This window comes from Luteibacter sp. dw_328, assembly GCF_018449605.1.
Classification (GTDB): Bacteria; Pseudomonadota; Gammaproteobacteria; order Xanthomonadales; family Rhodanobacteraceae; genus Luteibacter.
The window spans coordinates 63360-81137 of sequence record NZ_JAAVUW010000004.1; the positions used below are offsets into that span (position 1 = coordinate 63360).

Sequence of the window (17778 nt, forward strand, 5' to 3'; positions counted from 1 at the left end):
GAAGGCCGCTCACGCGGCCCATGTATCTAACTGGCCTACGGCCGCTCCACTTGTGCGGAACTCGCCTCGAGGGTGGACACCGAAGGCTCTTCCCATCCCTGAGGTTCGTGCGGGTCGAGCCGACGAAGCAACGCCGCTTCGGCTGCTGGCTCGTCGCCATCGCCATCGCTAAACGTTCGACCCCAGAGCTCCCGTCGAGATCGTCCGCGCAAGGCAGCGCAATGGCGAGGACAACGCTCGCCACGCCGGGAATGACATATCTGCACGTCCGCCGTACCGGCCGGCTTCGGCGGCAACTTCCATCCCCAACGGCTCTCCGTCCAGCTGACCGTATCGTCGTGAGAGACCTTGGTGCCCACCCTCGAGGCGAGTTCCGCACAAGTGGAGCGGCCGTAGGCCAAATAGATACATGGGCCGCGTGAGCGGCTTTCCTTTTCGAACGCGGAGGACGTGTCTGAGCAGCGAGGGTGGGCACCAAGGTCTCCCGGCGAGACGCCCAAGTGTAGAGAGCGACGGCAAAGCCGAGCCGCCCCCGCGAGGCCGAAGGCGAGCCATGCGGACGTGCGAGATGAAGCAAAAAAAAGCCGGCTTTCGCCGGCTTTTCTCTTCGACTCGATCAGGTCAGGTCAATGGTGACCCGAGAACGGAATCGCCTTGCGCCAGATCGACGGGCTGTGCGGCCAGCTGTCGTCGGTCAGGTAAGGGTGGTTCGGGTAGTTCAGGGCCAGGACCTTGCGGGACTGCTCCGCCAGCGGCTTGCGATCGAGCGCCAGGTAGCTACGGGTGAGGATCGCCAGGGCGTCGGCCGTTTCCGGCGACTGCTGGTAATGCTCGATCACGTACTGGGCGCGGTCCGACGAGGCGATGTACGACTTCGTACGCAGGTAGTACTCGGCCACGTTGATCTCGAACTGGGCCAGCTGGTTGCGCAGGAAAATCATGCGCTGACGGGCGTCCGTGGCATAGGCGCTGTTCGGGTAGCGGCGGGTAAGCTGGCTGAAGTCGTCGAACGAGGTCAGGTTGAAACCCTGGTCGCGACGGGTCGACGCCGTGTTTCCACGCTGCAGGTAGCGCTCGATCACGCCGCCGGTACGATCGAAATTGATCATGCCGCGCAGGTAATAGGCATAATCTGCATGCTTGTGGGTCGGGAACGTCTTGATGAAGCGATTAATCGTCGAGTACGCGTCATCCGGCTTGTTGTCTTTGTACTGCGCGTAGGCCAGTTCGATCTGGGCCTGCTCATTGACGTCACCGGACGGGAAGCGCGCAATCAGGCGCTGATAGCCCTTCTCGGCGGCTGAATAGTCCGAATACTCCAGCGAATTGTGAGCCGTGGCAAAAAGCCGGTCTTCCGGCATTGTGTCAATCGTCTCCTTTTTGCTGCGGAACATCGAGCAGGCGCTCATCGACAGGGCGAGGACGAGCAGAATGGTGATCTTAGTTGCACGCATTGAGAGAGTTCGGATGCTTGAGCGAAAAGGCATGATAGCCGAAACCGGCCATGGGCCGGGCGGGGCGGTATGACGACGTTACGACATGAAGCCATTGTGCCGGTAACGGCCGCTGGACGGCGTTTCGACCAGACCGTGGCCGAGATGTTCCCCGATTATTCCCGATCCCGCCTCACCGCGTGGATCAAGGACGGCAAAGTGTTGCTGGACGGGGCCCGCGCGGCGCCGCGGCAGCTGGTCCGGGGTGGCGAGAAGGTGGAGCTCGAGGCTGAGCTGGAGAACGAGGTCCACGCCGAGGCGGAGGATATCGCCCTCGACATCCGCTTCGAGGACGACGACCTGATGGTGGTCGACAAGCCGATGGGGCTGGTGGTCCACCCTGGCGCGGGTAATCCCACCGGGACGATGCTCAACGCCTTGTTGCACCACAATCCGGCGCTGGCGGAGCTGCCGCGTGGCGGCATCGTGCACCGCCTGGACAAGGACACCGCGGGGTTGATGGTGGTTGCCAAGACCCTTGCGGCCCACACGCGCCTGGTCGAGATGCTGTCCCTCCACGAGGTGCGCCGCCAGTACGAGGCCGTCGTCCTGGGCACGATGGTGGCCGGGGGCACGGTGGACGAGCCGATCGGGCGCCACCAGCACGACCGGCTCAAGCAGGGCGTTCGCGACGTGATCGACGGGGGCAAGGAGTCGGTGACCCATTACCGCGTCCGCGAGCGCTTCCGCGCCCACAGCCTGATCCAGTGCAACCTGGAGACCGGGCGTACGCATCAGATTCGCGTGCACATGGCCCATGTCGGCCACCCTCTGGTGGGCGACCAGCTCTATGGCAACGGCCTGCGTCTTCCGCGCGGAGCCAGCCAGGAATTGATCGATGCCTTGCGCGGTTTCCGTCGCCAGGCCCTGCATGCGGAGAAACTGGGGTTCGATCACCCGATCACGGGTGAGTACCTGGAATTCGACTCGCCGCGGCCGGCCGACCAGGATGCCCTGATCGAGGCGCTGCGGGCCGACACCGTTCTCCATCCGATCGAGGATTGATGGGTGGACGCCGACTGGATCGTTCCGGACTGGAAGGCACCGGCGGGGGTCGGCGCGGCGGTTTCCACGCGGCGCGGCCCAGGCGTGTCCGAGGCGCCGTATGACCGGCTGAACCTGGGACTGCGCTCTGGCGATGATGTCGCCGCCGTCGAGGTCAACCGGCGGGCGTTGGCCGAAGCCCTGGAGCTGCCTGCGCCGCCGCTTTGGCTGCGCCAGGTGCACGGCATCGCCGTAAGCGAATCCCCACTCACAGGCGACGATGAGCCGGTGGCGGATGCCTCCGTGGCGCGCGGTCCGGGTCAGGTGCTGGCCATCCTGACGGCGGATTGCCTGCCCGTGCTGTTCGTCTCCGCCGACGGCCAGACGATCGGCGCGGCCCATGCGGGCTGGCGTGGGCTGGCGGCGGGAGTGCTGGAGCGCACGGTGGAGGCGATGGCGGCCCATGGCGTCCAGGCCTGGCTTGGCCCGGCCATCGGCGCTTCGTCGTACGAGGTGGGTGACGAAGTGCGTGCGGCTTTCGTCGACGGGGATGCCGGGGCGGCCCTGGCCTTCGCCGCCACCCGGCCGGGACACTGGCATTGCGATCTGTACGCGCTCGCGAAGCGCCGGCTGGCTTCGATCGGCGTGTCGCAGGTAGCGGGGGGTGGCTTCGATACGCTCACGGACCAGCGGCTCTACTCCTACCGCCGCGATGGTGCCAACAGCGGTCGCTTCGCCTCGCTGATCTGGACCGGCGCCTAGGGCGCCGTCATCGGCGTCTGCACGTAGATCTCCGGCTTCACTTTCGGCGGCTCGGTGAGCGCCTGCAGGAAGGCGTTGCGCCAGGTGGTGATGTCGTTGCGTTCGAGCACGTCCATCATCGACTGCCAGCGCATGCGGCGTTCCTTGAGTGGCATTTCCAGCGCCCGCTTCAGGGCTTCGGAGACTTCATCGAGGTCCGAAGGGTTGACCAGAAGGGCCGCATCGAGCTCCTGGGCCGCCCCGGCGAAACGCGACAGCACCAGTACGCCGGGGTCCTGCGGGTCCTGGCAGGCCACATATTCCTTGGCGACCAGATTCATGCCGTCACGCAGGGGCGTCACCAGGCCGACCTTGGCGACGCGGAAGTAGCCTGCCAGCACTTTGTGGGCAAATGACTTGTTCACGTAGCGGATCGGTACCCAGTCCGGCTCGGCGTACTGCCCGTTGATGTGACCGGCGCTGCGCTCCAGCTCGCGGCGCAACGAGCGGTACTCGGGTACGTCGGAGCGGGACGGCGGGGCGATCTGCAGCAGCGAGACGCGGCCGCGCATCTCCTTATGGTCGCGAAGCAGGCGTGCGAAGCCTTCGAATCGTTCGGGCAGGCCTTTCGAATAATCCAGGCGGTCCACACCGATGATCAGCGAGCGATCGTCCACGCTGGCCCTGAGTTTGGCGACCGCGCCACTGTCTTCCGCGCGGTGGGCCAGTTCGACGGCCTCGGCCGTGTCGATGCTGATGGGGAACACGCCGGCGCGGAAGATGCGCCCGTTGGCCGCGCGGATCCGGCCGCCCGTGCGCATGGCCGCCCCCAGTTCGTGCAGGAAGTAGTCCTCGAGGGCGCGCACATCGCGCTGGGTGTGCAGGCCGACGAGATCGTACGAGGCCAGCGGCTCGAGCAGCTCGCGATGCCTTGGCAGGGTGATCAGCAAGCCCGCCGCCGGCAGGGGGGTATGCAGGAAGAAGCCGATCCGGTTCTCGACACCGAGCTCGCGCAGCATCGCCGCCAGCGGAATCAGGTGGTAGTCGTGGACCCAGATGATGTCGTCCTTCCTGAGCAGCTTCGCCACGCGCTTGGCGAAGATCCGGTTGACCCGGAGATAGCCTTCAAGATGGTCGCGACGGTAGTCGACAAGGTCGGCGCGGTAGTGGAAGAGTGGCCAGAGAGCGCGGTTGGCGAAGCCACTGTAATAGTCGTCGTGATCCTGCTTGGACATGTCGATGGTGGCGTAGCTGATATGGCCATCGGCCACTTCATGCAGTTCCTTGCCGGTCTCGGCGGCGATGTTGCCGCTCCAGCCGAACCATAGGCCGCCCATTTCCTGCAGCGCCGCGTTCATTGCGGACGCCAGTCCGCCGGTCTGCGTCTGCTTGGGTAACGCGACGCGATTGGAAATGACGACTAGTCGGCTCATGTTGCGCTTGTGGCTCCTTGCGACAGCCTGGCTTTCACGGAATCCAGCCAAGCATGAACGTCAGCCGGGCTAGACAATGTGAACGTCGCTTGTGACGGTGTTCTTGCGCCTATGCGAACGGATGCGCCGCCGTGGGCGTTGACGAAGATAAAAGCGTGCTCGTCGGTCAGGTCGTCACCGAGATAGACCGGGCGGCGACCGTGGAACGGCGCTTCGTCGAGAAACGAGGCCACTGCCACGCCCTTGTCCATGCCGCGCGGCTTGAACTCGAAGACATAGCTGCCAGGTTGTAGCTCGAAGCCGGGGAAGCGCTTGGCGATCATCGGCGCGCGGCGAGCCAGTGCCGGTTCGTACTCGGGGCGTTCGCGGCAATGCAGGGCAACCGACCAGCTCTTGTCCTCGACCCGCACGCCAGGCATTTCGGTGGCGACCGCGTGGACCGTCTCGCGTAGTCGGGCCAGTTCCGCCGGATCCACAGGGACCGTGTTCACCCGGCCCGTCGCGTCGCGCCGTTCCATACCGTGCTGACCGGCGGCCGCCCAGCGCGGCCGGTTGAAGATCTGGTCCAGCCCGCTGATCGCCCGTCCACTGACCAGCGCCATCGCACCTCCCAGTGCCGCGTGGATCGCATCGAGGGTGTCCAGCAGGCCGTCGGCCAGGGCAACCCCTTCGGGATCATCGGCGAAGGCGAGCAGCGTGCCGTCCGCGTCCAGGAACAGGGCGGTTTCGGCGTCGATCAGGCCCGGAACAGGGCGGGGCAGAGTGTCGCGGCTGGCTGTCACGTTGGCTCCATGGGGCTGCTATTCCCCGAGGATGCAGGGTGTAGTGTGAAAAAAGCGGAGGAAGCCTTGTTGCGCCTGCTCTTCACCGTTGAAGGAGCACGCTCCCACCCGCATCTGTTTGGCCAGAGGCGGTCGCGGGGAGGGCCCGGGGCGCGCCAGAACCTTTGGGAGAAACCGTCGATGCGTATGGACAAACTTACGTCGCGATTCCAGCAAGCGCTGGCCGACGCCCAGTCGCTGGCCGTCGGCCGCGACAACAATATGCTCGAGCCGGCACACGTGCTGGCCGCGCTGCTCGACCAGCAAGGCGGCTCGACCGGGCCGTTGCTGACTCAGGCCGGGGTCAACGTACCGTCCCTGCGCCAGCGCGTGGGCGAGATCCTCGACCGGCTGCCGCGTGTCGCGGGCGAGGAAGGCAATATCAACCTCGGCAACGACCTCAATCGCCTGCTCAACCTCACCGACAAGCTTGCCCAGCAGCGCGGCGACCAGTTCATCGCCAGCGAGCTGTTCGTGCTTGCCCTGCTGGAGGATCGCGGCGAGGTCGGTGGTGCGCTGAAGGCGGCCGGCGCCACGAAGGAGCGACTCGAGGCGGCGATCGACAAGCTGCGCGGCGGTGAAAAAGTGCAGTCGGAGAACGCCGAAGAGCAGCGCCAGGCGCTGGAGAAGTACACGATCGACCTGACCGAGCGCGCCGAGGCCGGTAAGCTCGATCCGGTGATCGGCCGCGACGAGGAAATCCGCCGGACCATCCAGGTCCTGCAGCGCCGCACCAAGAACAATCCCGTGCTTATCGGTGAGCCGGGCGTGGGCAAGACGGCCATCGTCGAAGGTCTTGCCCAGCGCATCGTCAACGGCGAAGTGCCCGAAGGCCTGCGCGACAAGCGCGTGCTCTCGCTCGACATGGGCGCGCTCATTGCCGGTGCGAAATTCCGCGGTGAGTTCGAAGAGCGCCTGAAAAACGTGCTCAGCGACCTCTCGAAACAGGAAGGTCGGGTGATCCTCTTCATCGACGAATTGCACACGATGGTCGGCGCCGGCAAGGCAGATGGTGCGATGGATGCGGGCAATATGCTGAAGCCCGCCCTCGCACGCGGCGAGTTGCATTGCATCGGCGCAACGACGCTGGACGAGTATCGTAAGTATGTCGAGAAGGACGCCGCGCTCGAGCGCCGATTCCAGAAGATCCTTGTCGGTGAGCCGAGCGTCGAGGACACCATCGCGATCCTGCGCGGCCTGAAAGAGCGCTACGCCGTCCACCATGGTGTGGAGATTACCGATCCGGCGATCGTTGCCGCAGCGACGCTTTCCGCGCGCTACATTCCCGACCGCCAGCTGCCGGACAAGGCCATCGACCTGATGGACGAGGCCGCTTCGCGAATCCGCATGGAAATCGATTCCAAGCCGGAAGAACTCGATCGCCTCGAGCGCCGCCTCGTCCAGCTCAAGATCCAGCGCGAGATGCTCAAGAAGGAGCAGGACGACGAGTCGAAGCAGCGCCTTGCCACCCTCGAATCCGATATCGAGAAACTCGACCGCGAGTTCTCCGATCTCAACGAGGTGTGGAAGTCGGAGAAGGCGATGCTCCAGGGCACGACCAAGGTCAAGGAACAGATCGAGGCCGCGCGCGTTGAGTTGGAAGCCGCCCAGCGTCGCCAGGACTATGCGGCCATGAGCGAAATCCAGTACGGACGCCTGCCAGCGCTGGAGGCCCAGCTCGCCGCGGCCCAGCAAGCCGAAAAGCAGGACTTCACGCTGCTGCAGGACCGCGTGACCGCCGAGGAAATCGCCGAGGTGGTCGCTCGCTGGACCGGGATTCCCGTGGCGAAAATGCTCGAAGGCGAGCGCGAGAAGCTGTTGCAGATGGAGAGCGCGCTGCATTCGCGCGTGGTCGGCCAGGAAGAGGCAGTGAAAGCCGTATCGGATGCGATCCGCCGTGCGCGTGCGGGCTTGTCCGATCCGAACCGCCCGTACGGCTCGTTCCTTTTCCTTGGCCCGACGGGCGTCGGCAAGACGGAGCTGTGCAAGGCGCTGGCCGATTTCCTCTTCGACACGCAGGACGCCATGATTCGCATCGACATGAGCGAGTTCATGGAGAAACACTCGGTGAGCCGTCTGGTGGGCGCGCCCCCTGGCTATGTCGGTTATGAAGAGGGTGGTTACCTCACCGAAGCCGTCCGGCGTCGTCCGTACAGCGTCATCCTGCTCGACGAAGTGGAAAAGGCGCATCCAGATGTGTTCAACATCCTGCTGCAGGTGCTCGACGATGGCCGCCTCACGGACGGCCAGGGCCGCACGGTCGACTTCCGTAACACGGTCATCGTGATGACCTCGAACCTGGGGTCGAACTTGATCCAGGAGCAGGCCGGCGACAGCGAAGCCGATTACATGCAGATGAAGGCCTCGGTGCTCGGCGTCGTGCAAGGGCACTTCCGTCCCGAGTTCATCAATCGCCTCGACGACCTGGTGGTGTTCCGTCCACTCGACAAGAAGCAGATTCGGTCCATCGCGCGTATCCAGCTCGCCTACCTCGGTAAGCGACTGGCCGAACGCCAGCTCGGGCTCGACGTGACCGATCGGGCGCTGGATCTGCTGGGCTCGGCAGGCTTCGATCCGGTCTACGGCGCGCGACCCCTGAAGCGCGCCATCCAGCAGCAGCTGGAGAATCCGCTGGCGCAGCGAATCCTGCAGGGCGTGTTCACGCCCGGCCAGACCGTGCGTGTGGATTCCGACGGCAACCACCTCAACTTCGAGGCGGTGTAAACGCAGCGATGCCCCCTGCCCGGTAGGAGCCGATTCATCGGCGATGCTCTCGCGAGCACCCTTCGCCGATGAATCGGCTCCTACACGAGCAGCGGACGCTGCGCGGCTCGCCCTCAGAACCGAAAGCCCACCTTCGCGTACATGTACCGTCCGTTGAAACCGAACGGCGACAGCGCCGAGTACTGCAGGCCGCTGGCGAAGTCTTCGCCGGTATTGTTCGCCTTTACCCGGTTCGGGTACTGATTGGTCACGTTGTCGACACCCACGGTGAAGTTCCACGCGTCGATGGCGTAGCCCAGCGAGGTGTTCAACAGCCAGCGCGCCGAGAACACCTGGTCCGTGGTCGGATCGGTATTCACCCGCGTGACCGAGCCGTAACGGGTCAGGTCCCCGTGGACGGTGAAGCCGGCGAGGGCCCAGTCCGCGCCGAACAGGAACTTCGTGCGTGGCGTGGCCTTGGTCAGGATGCCCTGGCTCGAACGTCCGAACAGTTCGATGGGATCGGTCGAGTTGGCCTGGAGCACCGCCGGTGTGGCACTCACCGAGAGCACCTTCACCTGGTTGTAGTTGCCGCTGGCGAGCAGGTTCACCTCACCCCACGATGTCGTCGGGATTCGGTAGTTGAGCACCAGGTCCGCACCGCGCGTGCGTGTGGCTGCCGCGTTGGCGAAGTACTGGATCGCAGTGACCTGCTGGCCTGGCACGATGCTGTTGAAGTACGCGGCGAGGAGCGGGTCGGTCAGGCTGATCGTGTCCGAGTACAGGATCTGATGCCAGATGCGGATCTGGTAGACGTCGAGTGTGGCGCTGAAATCCGCCAGGGGCTGCCATACGGCGCCAAGACTGTAGTTCGCGGACTTCTCCGGCTTCAGTGCCTTGGCGCCGAGTGCGATTGCTGCGGGATCCGACGTCCGGTACGTACCCGTCTGTGCCAGCTGGCCAGTCGTGGGATCGATGATGGTAACCACCGACTGATAGTTCTGCTGGGCCAGCGAGGGTGCACGGAAGCCGTTGGAGATCGTGCCGCGAAGGGCGAACTCCGGCGTGAACTGGTAGCGACCGGAAATCTTGCCCGAGCGTGTGGAACCGGCGTCGCTATAGTGCTCGTAACGGCCGGCGACACCTGCGGAGAACTTGTCCGTGATGTCGTTTTCCAGATCGACGTAGAGCGCTTCGCTGTGCCGGGTAAAGCTGCCGGCTGCATCCGGTGACAGCCCTGGGAACACCTGCGAGCCACCGGCGTACGGCGTGGTCGTGCCGGGAATGAACGTGTTCGGGTCGAAGAAATACGAGGTCGGGTCGCCGGCGTCGATTTCGTATTTTTCCTTCCGGTACTCGGCGCCGAAGGCAAGCGTCAGCGGATTCTTCAGCCAGTCGACGGCGAAATCCTTGCCAATGTCGATGTTGGCCAGTGCCTGCGAATTCTTGAAGGTGCCCGCGTTGAAATACGTGGGCGACGAGCCTGTCGTGTAGTACAGGTTGGTGTTGACGCTGTTCTGGATGTCGAAATCGAGATTGTTGATGCCGTAGTTGCCGGACGCATCCCATCGCCATCCGCCATCGGTGACGCCTTTCACGCCGAGCACCGCGGTGGTGTCGTTCACGTGGTTGACGATCTGCGGAAGAAAGCCGTCCGGGTAGATCGCGGGCACATTGCGCGCATTGGCGGCGGCGCGGTAATAACCGTTCGAGGTGACGTCGCGGCGGCTCATGGTGAGAAAGCCGTAGACATCGACGTTGTGCGCGACTTCGTACTGGAAGTTGGTCAGCGCCTGGTAGGTCTTCACCGCCGGGTCGCCGTAGCGCTGGTGGGCCACGTTGCCGTCGGCAGCGTCCTCCGGTGAATACAGCGACAGTGGCGAGCGCCGGTTGGTGTTCATGGCGTCCTGGTAATTCCAGGCGACGCGCAGCCAGCCCTTCGCATCCGCACCCTTGCCGCCCAGGTCGACGCCCATGGAACCGTCGATGCCGTTGGTGGCACCGTCGCGTTGGCTCATGATGCCGCCGTTGGCATTGATGCTGTTCTTGCCTTCGCCAGCGCCATGCTTGAGCACGATGTTGATGACGCCAGCGATGGCATCGGAGCCGTACTGCGCGGCGGCGCCGTCGCGCAACACTTCGATGTGATCGATCGCGGAGATCGGAATGGAATTGAGATCGGCGGGTGCGGCCCCGCGGCCGACGGAGTTGTTGTAGTTGACCAGCGCGGACGTGTGGTAGCGCTTGCCGTCGACGAGCACGAGCGTGTCGTCCGGTGAGAGACCGCGCAGGCTCGCGGGCCGGACGGCATCGTTACCGTCGTTGATCGCCGGGCGTGGGAAGTCCAGGGAGGGCAGGAGTCGCCCCAGGGCCGTGGCGAGGTCTGTTGCGCCGCTGGAGGTGAGGTCCTTGGGCGAAAGCACGTCGATCGGCGACAATGATTCCGCTTCGGTCCGGTTGGTGCTGCGCGTACCGGTCACCACGACCTGGTCGAGCTGGCGGGCTTGCTTGGCGTCCGGGGGTGGCGTGCTGTCCTGGGCGTAACCGGGCGTCACGATCATGAGTCCGAGGGCAGGGAGCCAGAAGCTGGCCGCCGGCTTGCGTCGAGAGGTCTTGCCTGTCGTCATCGATGGGTCCCCTAGGCGAGCTACGCACGCAGGGCGGGAGTGCCCCGCGGACGCGGTTGGAAAGCCGCGCTGGGATCGACGCTAGGCATTCTCGCTGCGGCGCGTCAACAGATTCGTCACGCGTGCGCCATCATGGGGAAACAAAGGCTTCGATACGCCTATTTTCAAGGGCTTGGCACGAAACTGGCTTTTTTCTCCCTATTGGTGCAACGCAAAAGTATTCCGGCGTGAAGCTTACGGGCAGATAATCGCGGGCTGACGTACAGAGAACCGCCACATGCCCATCTATGAGTTCCAGTGCAAAGCCTGCGGGCACCGCTTCGAGCGGCTGCAAAAGATGTCCGACGCCGATCCCACCGTCTGCCCGAACTGCGGCGAATCGCAGGTGGGCCGCATGCTGAGCGCGCCCCAGTTCCGCCTGGCGGGCGGCGGCTGGTATGAAACGGACTTCAAGAAAGACGGGGACAAGAAGAAGAATCTTGCGGAAGGCTCCTCCGGCGCACCTGCACCGGCTCCCGCCGCGACGCCCGCGGCCGCCCCGGCGCCTGCCCCCGCGGCCTCGCCCGCACCCGCCACCAAGGGCGGTTCCTCCTCGTCCGGATCGGGCAACAGCTGATCTGGTGGGGGCGGTCGCCGAGCCCCGGAACAGGAGGCGGGACCCTGGGGCGTGGTACGATCCGGGGTCTTTTCCCACGAAGCTTCAAGCGCATGCGCAGCCATTTTTGCGGACTCATCGACGAGTCGCTGATCGACCAGAACGTCACCCTTTGCGGATGGGTCAATACCCTGCGCCTGCAAAGCCATGTGGCCTTTGTCGACCTGCGTGATCACGAGGGCATCGCCCAGGTAGTGATCGAGCGCGAGAACGCCGATGCTTTCGCCGTCGCCGGCGAGCTGGGTTACGAATACTGCATCAAGGTCACCGGCCAGGTTCGCAAGCGCCTCGCCGCCAACGACAAGCTGAAGACCGGCACCGTGGAACTCATCGCCGACAAGGTCGAGATCCTCAACGCCGCCCGTGATCTCCCCTTCGCGCTGCACGAAACGCCGAACGAAGACATGCGGATGACCTACCGCCACCTCGATCTGCGCCGTCCGGAAATGCAGCAGATGATGCGCACCCGCACCCGGCTGGTTCGCGAGCTGCGTCGGTATCTGGACAACGCGGGTTTCCAGGACATCGAAACCCCGATCCTGACCAAGGCCACGCCAGAAGGTGCGCGTGACTACCTCGTGCCGAGCCGCGTGCATCCGGGTCAGTTCTACGCGCTGCCGCAGTCGCCCCAGCTGTTCAAGCAGCTCCTGATGATGGCTGGCTTCGACCGCTACTACCAGATCGCCCGTTGCTTCCGCGACGAGGACCTTCGCGCCGACCGCCAGCCGGAATTCACCCAGCTCGACCTTGAGTTCGCTTTCGTTGAAGAGCGCGACGTGCAGGATTTCGTCGAGAACCTGATTCGCCATGTGTTCCGTGAAGTGCGCCAGGTCGAGCTCGCTGCCAGCTTCCCGCGCATGACCTACGAAGAGGCCATGCGCCGTTTCGGATCGGACAAGCCCGACCTGCGTATCCCCCTGGAACTGACCGATATCGCCGACGCGGTGAAGCACGTCGAGTTCAAGGTGTTTTCCGGTCCGGCCAACGATCCGGCCGGCCGCGTGGCCGCCCTGCGCGTGCCGGGTGCCGCCGACTTGTCCCGCAAGGACATCGATGGCCTGACCGAATACGCCGGCAAGTACGGTGCGAAGGGCCTGGCTTGGCTGAAGGTGGACGACCTCGCCAAGGGGCGTGAGGGGATCAACTCACCCGTCGCCAAGTTCCTCGACGATGCCGCCCTCGAGCAGGTGCTGACGCTTACCGGCGCCGCCTCCGGCGACATCGTGTTCTTTGGCGCAGGCAGCTGGAAGACGGTCACCGATTTCATGGGGGCACTCCGCATCAAGCTGGGTCGCGATCGCGGCATGGTCGAGAACGCGTGGAAGCCGCTCTGGGTCACCGATTTCCCGATGTTCGAATACGACGCGGACGAGCAGCGCTATGTGGCGCTCCATCATCCGTTTACCGCGCCCAAGGTCGACGATATCGCCGACCTTCGCGCGAACGCCGCCAACTCGGTGAGTCGCGGCTATGACATGGTCCTCAACGGCAACGAGATCGGCGGCGGTTCCATCCGCATCCATCGCCCGGACATGCAGAGCGCCGTGTTCGAGCTGCTCGGCATCGGCGCGGAGGAGGCCGACGCCAAGTTCGGCTTCCTGCTCAAGGCGCTGCGCATGGGCGCGCCGCCCCACGGCGGCCTGGCCTTCGGTATCGATCGCATCGCCGCCCTGATGGCCGGCACCGAGTCCATCCGCGATGTCATCGCCTTCCCGAAGACGACCAGCGCGCAGGACCTCATGACCGACGCGCCGTCGCCGGTTTCCGAGCCGCAGCTGAAGGAACTCCACGTTCGCGTCGCCGTGGAGCCGAAGGCCTGACCGGCGTCGCATACCGATGACCGACAACCTGCCCGAAGTCCTGCTTCTCCACGGTCTGTGGATGCGGGGATTCGCCATGGCCATGCTGCATCGGCGCCTTCGCGAAGAAGGTTTCAGCGTTCACCAGTTCGAATACATGAGTGTGGCCGCGCCGCCGGAGCAGGCGATCACTCGCCTGCGCAAGCGGATCCGCAGCCTGGGCCCGGGCCCGGTGCATGTCGTCGGACACAGCCTCGGCGGGATTCTCGCCCTGCTTGCCTGCAGGGATGACGATTTGCCGCAGGGGCGGATCGTCTGCCTCGGTTCACCGCTCAATGGTAGCGGGGCGGCCCGCGGCCTCACCCATCGCTGGGGCGGGGATATGCTGCTCGGCCGCTCGCGCGAGCTCCTCGAGCACGGCCTGGACCGTTGGGATGGCGCTCGCGAGGTCGGCATGATCGCTGGTCGCATGCCCGTCGGACTGGGCGCCTTCGTCGGCGCGCTGGGTGACGAGCACGATGGCTCCGTCGGCGTCGAAGAAACCCGTTTGCCCGGCCTGGCCGGCCACTGCGTCTTGGAGACCAGCCACACCGGGATGCTGATGTCCGCCGATGTGGCGAAGCAGGTTGCTGTTTTTCTTCGGGACGGTCGGTTTGACACCCCCTTAGCCCCTTAACGTGATTGCGGCTAGAATCGCGCCCTCGTCAGTCCGGTAGAGCCAGGAAACGCACATGGGTAGAGGCCCGTCCATCGAAGGTCGCAAGAACGCCGAAGACGCCAAGCGCGCCAAGGTGTTCACCAAGCTGATCCGCGAAATCACCATTGCCACCCGTGGCGGCGTGCCCGATCCCAATGGCAACCCGCGCCTGCGGGCAGCCGTGGACAAGGCCCTGGGCGCCAATATGACCCGGGACACGATCGACCGCGCGATCAAGCGCGGCTCGGGTGCCGAAGGCGGCGCCGACATGCACGAGATCCGCTATGAGGGCTACGGTCCGGCGGGTACCGCGCTGATCATCGACTGCGTCACCGACAACCAGACCCGCACGGTCGCCGACGTCCGCGCTGCGCTGACCAAGCTCGGCGGCAACCTCGGCACGACGAACTCGGTGGCCTTCCAGTTCACCCGCGTCGGCCAGGTGGTCGTCCACACCGGCGGCGACGCCGATGTCGAGGCGAAGCTGGAAGAAGCCGCCATCGAGAACAACGCGGAGGACATCGTCATCGAGAACGGTATCGGCAGCGTGTTGCTCGCTCCCGATCCGATCGCCGTCGAAGCCATGCGTAAGGCGCTGGTCGCTGCTGGCTTCGACATCGACGGTTCCGACGTGGTCATGCGCCCGAATGGCCCGCTGGTGACGCCTTCCGGCGAAGCCCTCGAGCATTTCGAGAAGCTGCTGACCCGCCTGAACGACCTCGACGACGTGGACGAGGTCTACCACAACGCCATCCTGCCCAGCCAGGATGCGGAAGACGCGTGAGCTCGTGAACCCCTCGCTGTCATGACCCGCATTCTCGGTATCGATCCGGGCAGCCAGCGCACGGGTGTGGGCGTGATCGACGTGGCCGACAACGGCACGTTGACTCACGTCTGGCACGGTGCGCTCGTCATTGGCGGGGAGGCGACCTTCCCGCTGCGCCTCAAACGCATCTTTGACGAACTCTGCGCCATCATCGGCGAGCATGGTCCGGTCGAAGCCGCGATCGAGCGTGTTTTCATGGCGCGCAACCCCGACTCGGCGCTCAAACTGGGCCAGGCGCGTGGCGCGGCGATTGTCGCCATGGTCAGTAAGGGAGTGATCGTGCATGAATACGCGGCGACCGAGGTCAAGCAGGCAGTGGTCGGAACAGGCCGCGCCGACAAGACCCAGGTCCAGCACATGATCGGGTTGATTCTCGGCATCAAGGGTCCGCTCCAGGCGGACGCCGCCGATGCGCTGGCGATCGCTGTCGCCCATGCGCACACCCGGACCAGTATCGAACGCGTGGGCATCCCGCGCACGGCATGGAGGCGTCGCCGATGATCGGTCGACTGCGCGGGACTCTCATCAGCAAGCAGCCTCCGTCGTTGCTTATCGAGGTAGGCGGTGTCGGCTACGACGTCGACGCCCCGATGTCCACGATTTACGATCTCCCGGCCACCGGCAAGGAAGTCACCCTGCTTATCCATTACGCGGTAAGAGAGGATGGCGTTTCGCTTTACGGGTTCCTCCGGGAGCCTGACCGGGCCATGTTCCGTCACCTGCTCAAGGTCAGCGGCATCGGCGCGAAGATCGCGCTGGCCGTCCTTTCGGGTGTGTCCACCGACGATCTGTCCCGGTTGGTTCATGCCGGTGACGTGGTCGCACTGACCAAGATTCCAGGCATCGGCAAGAAGACCGCCGAGCGCATGGTGGTCGAGTTGCGCGACCGCGTCGACGCCGTGGGCGTGCGCCTGCCTTCGACCGTTGCCGGTGAAGTCGTATCCGCCGATCCGGTGGCCGAGGCCACCGTTGCCCTCCAACAACTCGGTTACAAGCCCGTGGAAGCTTCGCGCCTTGTGCAGAAAGTCGCCGCCGATGGCGACACCGCCGAAGCCATCATTCGCAAGGCGCTACGCGCCGCGCTGGGAAGTTGAACCATGGGTCAGCATAATCACGCTGAAGAGCTGCGCAACGCGCACGGCAAGAAACTGGCCGCGCTTGCGCTCGGTGCCATCGGCATCGTCTTCGGTGACATCGGTACGAGTCCCCTGTACACGATGAAGGAAACGCTCGGCACTCACGGCATGACGCCGCAACCAATGGCCGTGCTCGGCGTGTTGTCGCTGATCTTCTGGTCGCTGTTGATGGTGATCTCGCTCAAGTACGTCACCTTCGTCATGCGCGCCGACAACAAGGGCGAGGGTGGCATCATGGCGCTGATGGCCCTGGCCCAGCGCAGTGTCAGCGGCTCGCCCCGCGCCCGCTGGGTGCTTGCGGCCATCGGTATCTTCGGTGCGTCCCTGTTCTACGGCGATGGCGTGATCACGCCCGCCATGTCGGTACTTTCGGCGGTGGAGGGCCTGGAGGTCGCTGCGCCCTCCCTCGAGACCTACGTGTTGCCGATCTGCCTGGTCATCCTGGTGGCGCTCTTCGCCATCCAGCGTCACGGCACCGAGATCGTCGGCAAGGCGTTCGCGCCGGTCATGATCGTCTGGTTCTTCGTTCTTGCATGGCTCGGCCTGCGTCAGCTCGTCGATCATCCGCAGGTGCTGTACGCGCTCAATCCCGTCTACGCCGTTCGCTTCTTCATGGAGCACGGTAAGCAGGCTTTCATCGCCCTGGGAGGCGTGGTGCTGGCCCTTACCGGCGGCGAAGCGCTCTACGCGGACATGGGTCACTTCGGCAAGAAGCCGATCCGCCTGGCCTGGTTCTTCTTTGTCCTGCCGGCCCTGCTGATCAACTATTTCGGGCAGGGCGCGCTGCTGCTGCACGATCCGAGCGCGATCGAGAATCCGTTCTACAAGATGGTGCCGGAAAACCTGCTCTACCCGATGATCGCGCTGGCCACGGCCTCGGCAGTGATCGCATCGCAGGCCGTGATTTCGGGCGCCTTCTCGATGACGCGCGAAGCGATGTCCCTGGGTTACTCGCCGCGCATGGCCGTGGTGCACACCTCCCACGAGATGTCCGGGCAGATCTTCGTGCCCTGGGTCAACCGCCTGCTGCTGGTTCTCGTGGTCCTGGCGGTGATCGGCTTCCGTTCGTCGAACAACCTCGGCGCGGCCTACGGTATCGCCGTGACCGGCACGATGACGATGACCACGTTGCTGGCGCTCGTCGTCGCACGTTATCGCTGGCATTGGCACTGGTCCGCGGTCATCACCGTGGGCGTGGTCTTCCTCATTGTCGACCTCGCCTTCTTCGGCGCCAACGCGCTGAAGATCGCGCACGGCGGCTGGTTCCCGCTGGTGCTCGGCGTGGTGATCTTCACCATCATGACCACCTGGCGCCGGGGCAGGGACCTCGTGGTTCGCGAGATCAAGCAGTCCGGTCTCGCGCTCGAGCCCTTCGTTGCCAATATCTCGGACCACCCACCGCTGCGCGTACCGGGTACGGCCGTGTTCCTCACCGCCAACCAGAACTCCGTACCGCACGCGATGCTGCACAACCTCAAGCACAACAAGGTGCTGCACGAGCGCAACGTGCTGCTCACCGTGGAGATGCTGGAGACGCCCGTGGCGGATTACGACGAGCGGATGGACGTCATCGAGTACGGCGGCGGTTTCTACGGCCTGCAGCTGCGCTACGGTTTTGCCGAGGATCCGAACATTCCGGCGTCGCTCGGTCGTGCGGGACCCAAGGGTCTCGACTTCGACATGATGGACACCACGTTCTTCCTGTCCCGTGAAAACATCGTCGCCGATGCGCGTCGTCCCGGCATGGCCCTCTGGCGCGACAAGCTGTTTGCTTTCCTGGCGCGTAACGCCATGCCGGCAACGGCCTTCTTCCAGATCCCGGGCAACCGGTTGATCGAGTTGGGTGCGCAGGTCGAGATCTGA

Annotated in this window: 14 protein-coding genes; 10 read left to right on the plus strand and 4 right to left on the minus strand. The window is 64.7% G+C overall.

What is annotated here, in order from left to right; genetic code table 11:
• Window positions 1–626: 626 nt before the first annotated feature.
• The gene (locus tag HB634_RS10595; RefSeq protein WP_213948561.1) at window positions 627–1454 is read right to left on the minus strand and encodes an outer membrane protein assembly factor BamD; all 828 of its coding nucleotides are present in this window, start codon (window positions 1452–1454) and stop codon (window positions 627–629) included.
• 69 nt (window positions 1455–1523) lie between these two features.
• On the opposite strand from HB634_RS10595, the gene rluD reads away from it, so the two are divergent.
• Together rluD and pgeF are read left to right on the plus strand one after the other, a co-directional pair.
• Window positions 1524–2498, plus strand: a complete 975-nt coding sequence (gene rluD / locus HB634_RS10600) for a 23S rRNA pseudouridine(1911/1915/1917) synthase RluD (protein ID WP_213948562.1) — start codon at window positions 1524–1526, stop codon at window positions 2496–2498.
• A gap of 3 nt (window positions 2499–2501) precedes the next feature.
• Window positions 2502–3239, plus strand: a complete 738-nt coding sequence (gene pgeF, locus HB634_RS10605) for a peptidoglycan editing factor PgeF (RefSeq protein WP_213948563.1) — start codon at window positions 2502–2504, stop codon at window positions 3237–3239.
• Here the strand turns inward: pgeF and otsA are convergent.
• Together otsA and otsB are read right to left on the minus strand one after the other, a co-directional pair.
• On the minus strand, window positions 3236–4651 hold the full coding sequence (otsA, locus tag HB634_RS10610) for an alpha,alpha-trehalose-phosphate synthase (UDP-forming) (RefSeq protein WP_063574085.1): 1416 nt from the start codon (window positions 4649–4651) through the stop codon (window positions 3236–3238). The two genes, pgeF and otsA, sit on opposite strands and share 4 nt — an antisense overlap.
• Window positions 4648–5433 (minus strand): trehalose-phosphatase, encoded by a 786-nt coding sequence (gene otsB, locus HB634_RS10615; protein ID WP_213948564.1) that lies wholly within the window; start codon window positions 5431–5433, stop codon window positions 4648–4650. Before otsB ends, otsA begins: the two co-directional genes overlap by 4 nt.
• 180 nt (window positions 5434–5613) lie before the next feature.
• On the opposite strand from otsB, the gene clpB reads away from it, so the two are divergent.
• Complete coding sequence (gene clpB / locus HB634_RS10620; RefSeq protein ID WP_213948565.1) at window positions 5614–8196, plus strand: ATP-dependent chaperone ClpB; 2583 nt, start codon at window positions 5614–5616, stop codon at window positions 8194–8196.
• Window positions 8197–8309: 113 nt separating this feature from the next.
• Here clpB and HB634_RS10625 read toward each other — a convergent pair whose 3' ends face one another.
• The gene (locus HB634_RS10625; RefSeq protein ID WP_213948819.1) at window positions 8310–10736 is read right to left on the minus strand and encodes a TonB-dependent receptor; all 2427 of its coding nucleotides are present in this window, start codon (window positions 10734–10736) and stop codon (window positions 8310–8312) included.
• A 343-nt stretch (window positions 10737–11079) separates the two neighbouring features.
• Between HB634_RS10625 and HB634_RS10630 the strand changes: the two genes are divergently transcribed.
• The 7 genes from HB634_RS10630 (at window position 11080) to HB634_RS10660 (ending at window position 17778) form a co-directional block, all read left to right on the plus strand.
• Entirely contained in the window at window positions 11080–11418 is a 339-nt protein-coding gene (locus HB634_RS10630; RefSeq protein WP_213948566.1) for a zinc ribbon domain-containing protein, read from the plus strand.
• A gap of 92 nt (window positions 11419–11510) precedes the next feature.
• Window positions 11511–13277 carry an aspartate--tRNA ligase gene (gene aspS, locus HB634_RS10635; RefSeq protein ID WP_063572715.1) on the plus strand — a complete coding sequence of 589 codons (1767 nt, stop codon included), beginning with the start codon at window positions 11511–11513 and terminating at the stop codon, window positions 13275–13277.
• 16 nt (window positions 13278–13293) lie between these two features.
• Window positions 13294–13932 carry an alpha/beta hydrolase gene (locus HB634_RS10640; protein ID WP_213948567.1) on the plus strand — a complete coding sequence of 213 codons (639 nt, stop codon included), beginning with the start codon at window positions 13294–13296 and terminating at the stop codon, window positions 13930–13932.
• Window positions 13933–13987: 55 nt separating this feature from the next.
• Window positions 13988–14737 (plus strand): YebC/PmpR family DNA-binding transcriptional regulator, encoded by a 750-nt coding sequence (locus HB634_RS10645; protein ID WP_213948568.1) that lies wholly within the window; start codon window positions 13988–13990, stop codon window positions 14735–14737.
• A gap of 21 nt (window positions 14738–14758) precedes the next feature.
• Complete coding sequence (gene ruvC / locus HB634_RS10650) at window positions 14759–15280, plus strand: crossover junction endodeoxyribonuclease RuvC (RefSeq protein WP_063571204.1); 522 nt, start codon at window positions 14759–14761, stop codon at window positions 15278–15280.
• Window positions 15277–15873 carry a Holliday junction branch migration protein RuvA gene (ruvA, locus tag HB634_RS10655; protein WP_213948569.1) on the plus strand — a complete coding sequence of 199 codons (597 nt, stop codon included), beginning with the start codon at window positions 15277–15279 and terminating at the stop codon, window positions 15871–15873. Before ruvC ends, ruvA begins: the two co-directional genes overlap by 4 nt.
• A 3-nt stretch (window positions 15874–15876) precedes the next feature.
• A complete protein-coding gene (locus tag HB634_RS10660; protein WP_213948570.1) occupies window positions 15877–17778 on the plus strand; it encodes a potassium transporter Kup in 1902 nt (633 codons plus the stop codon).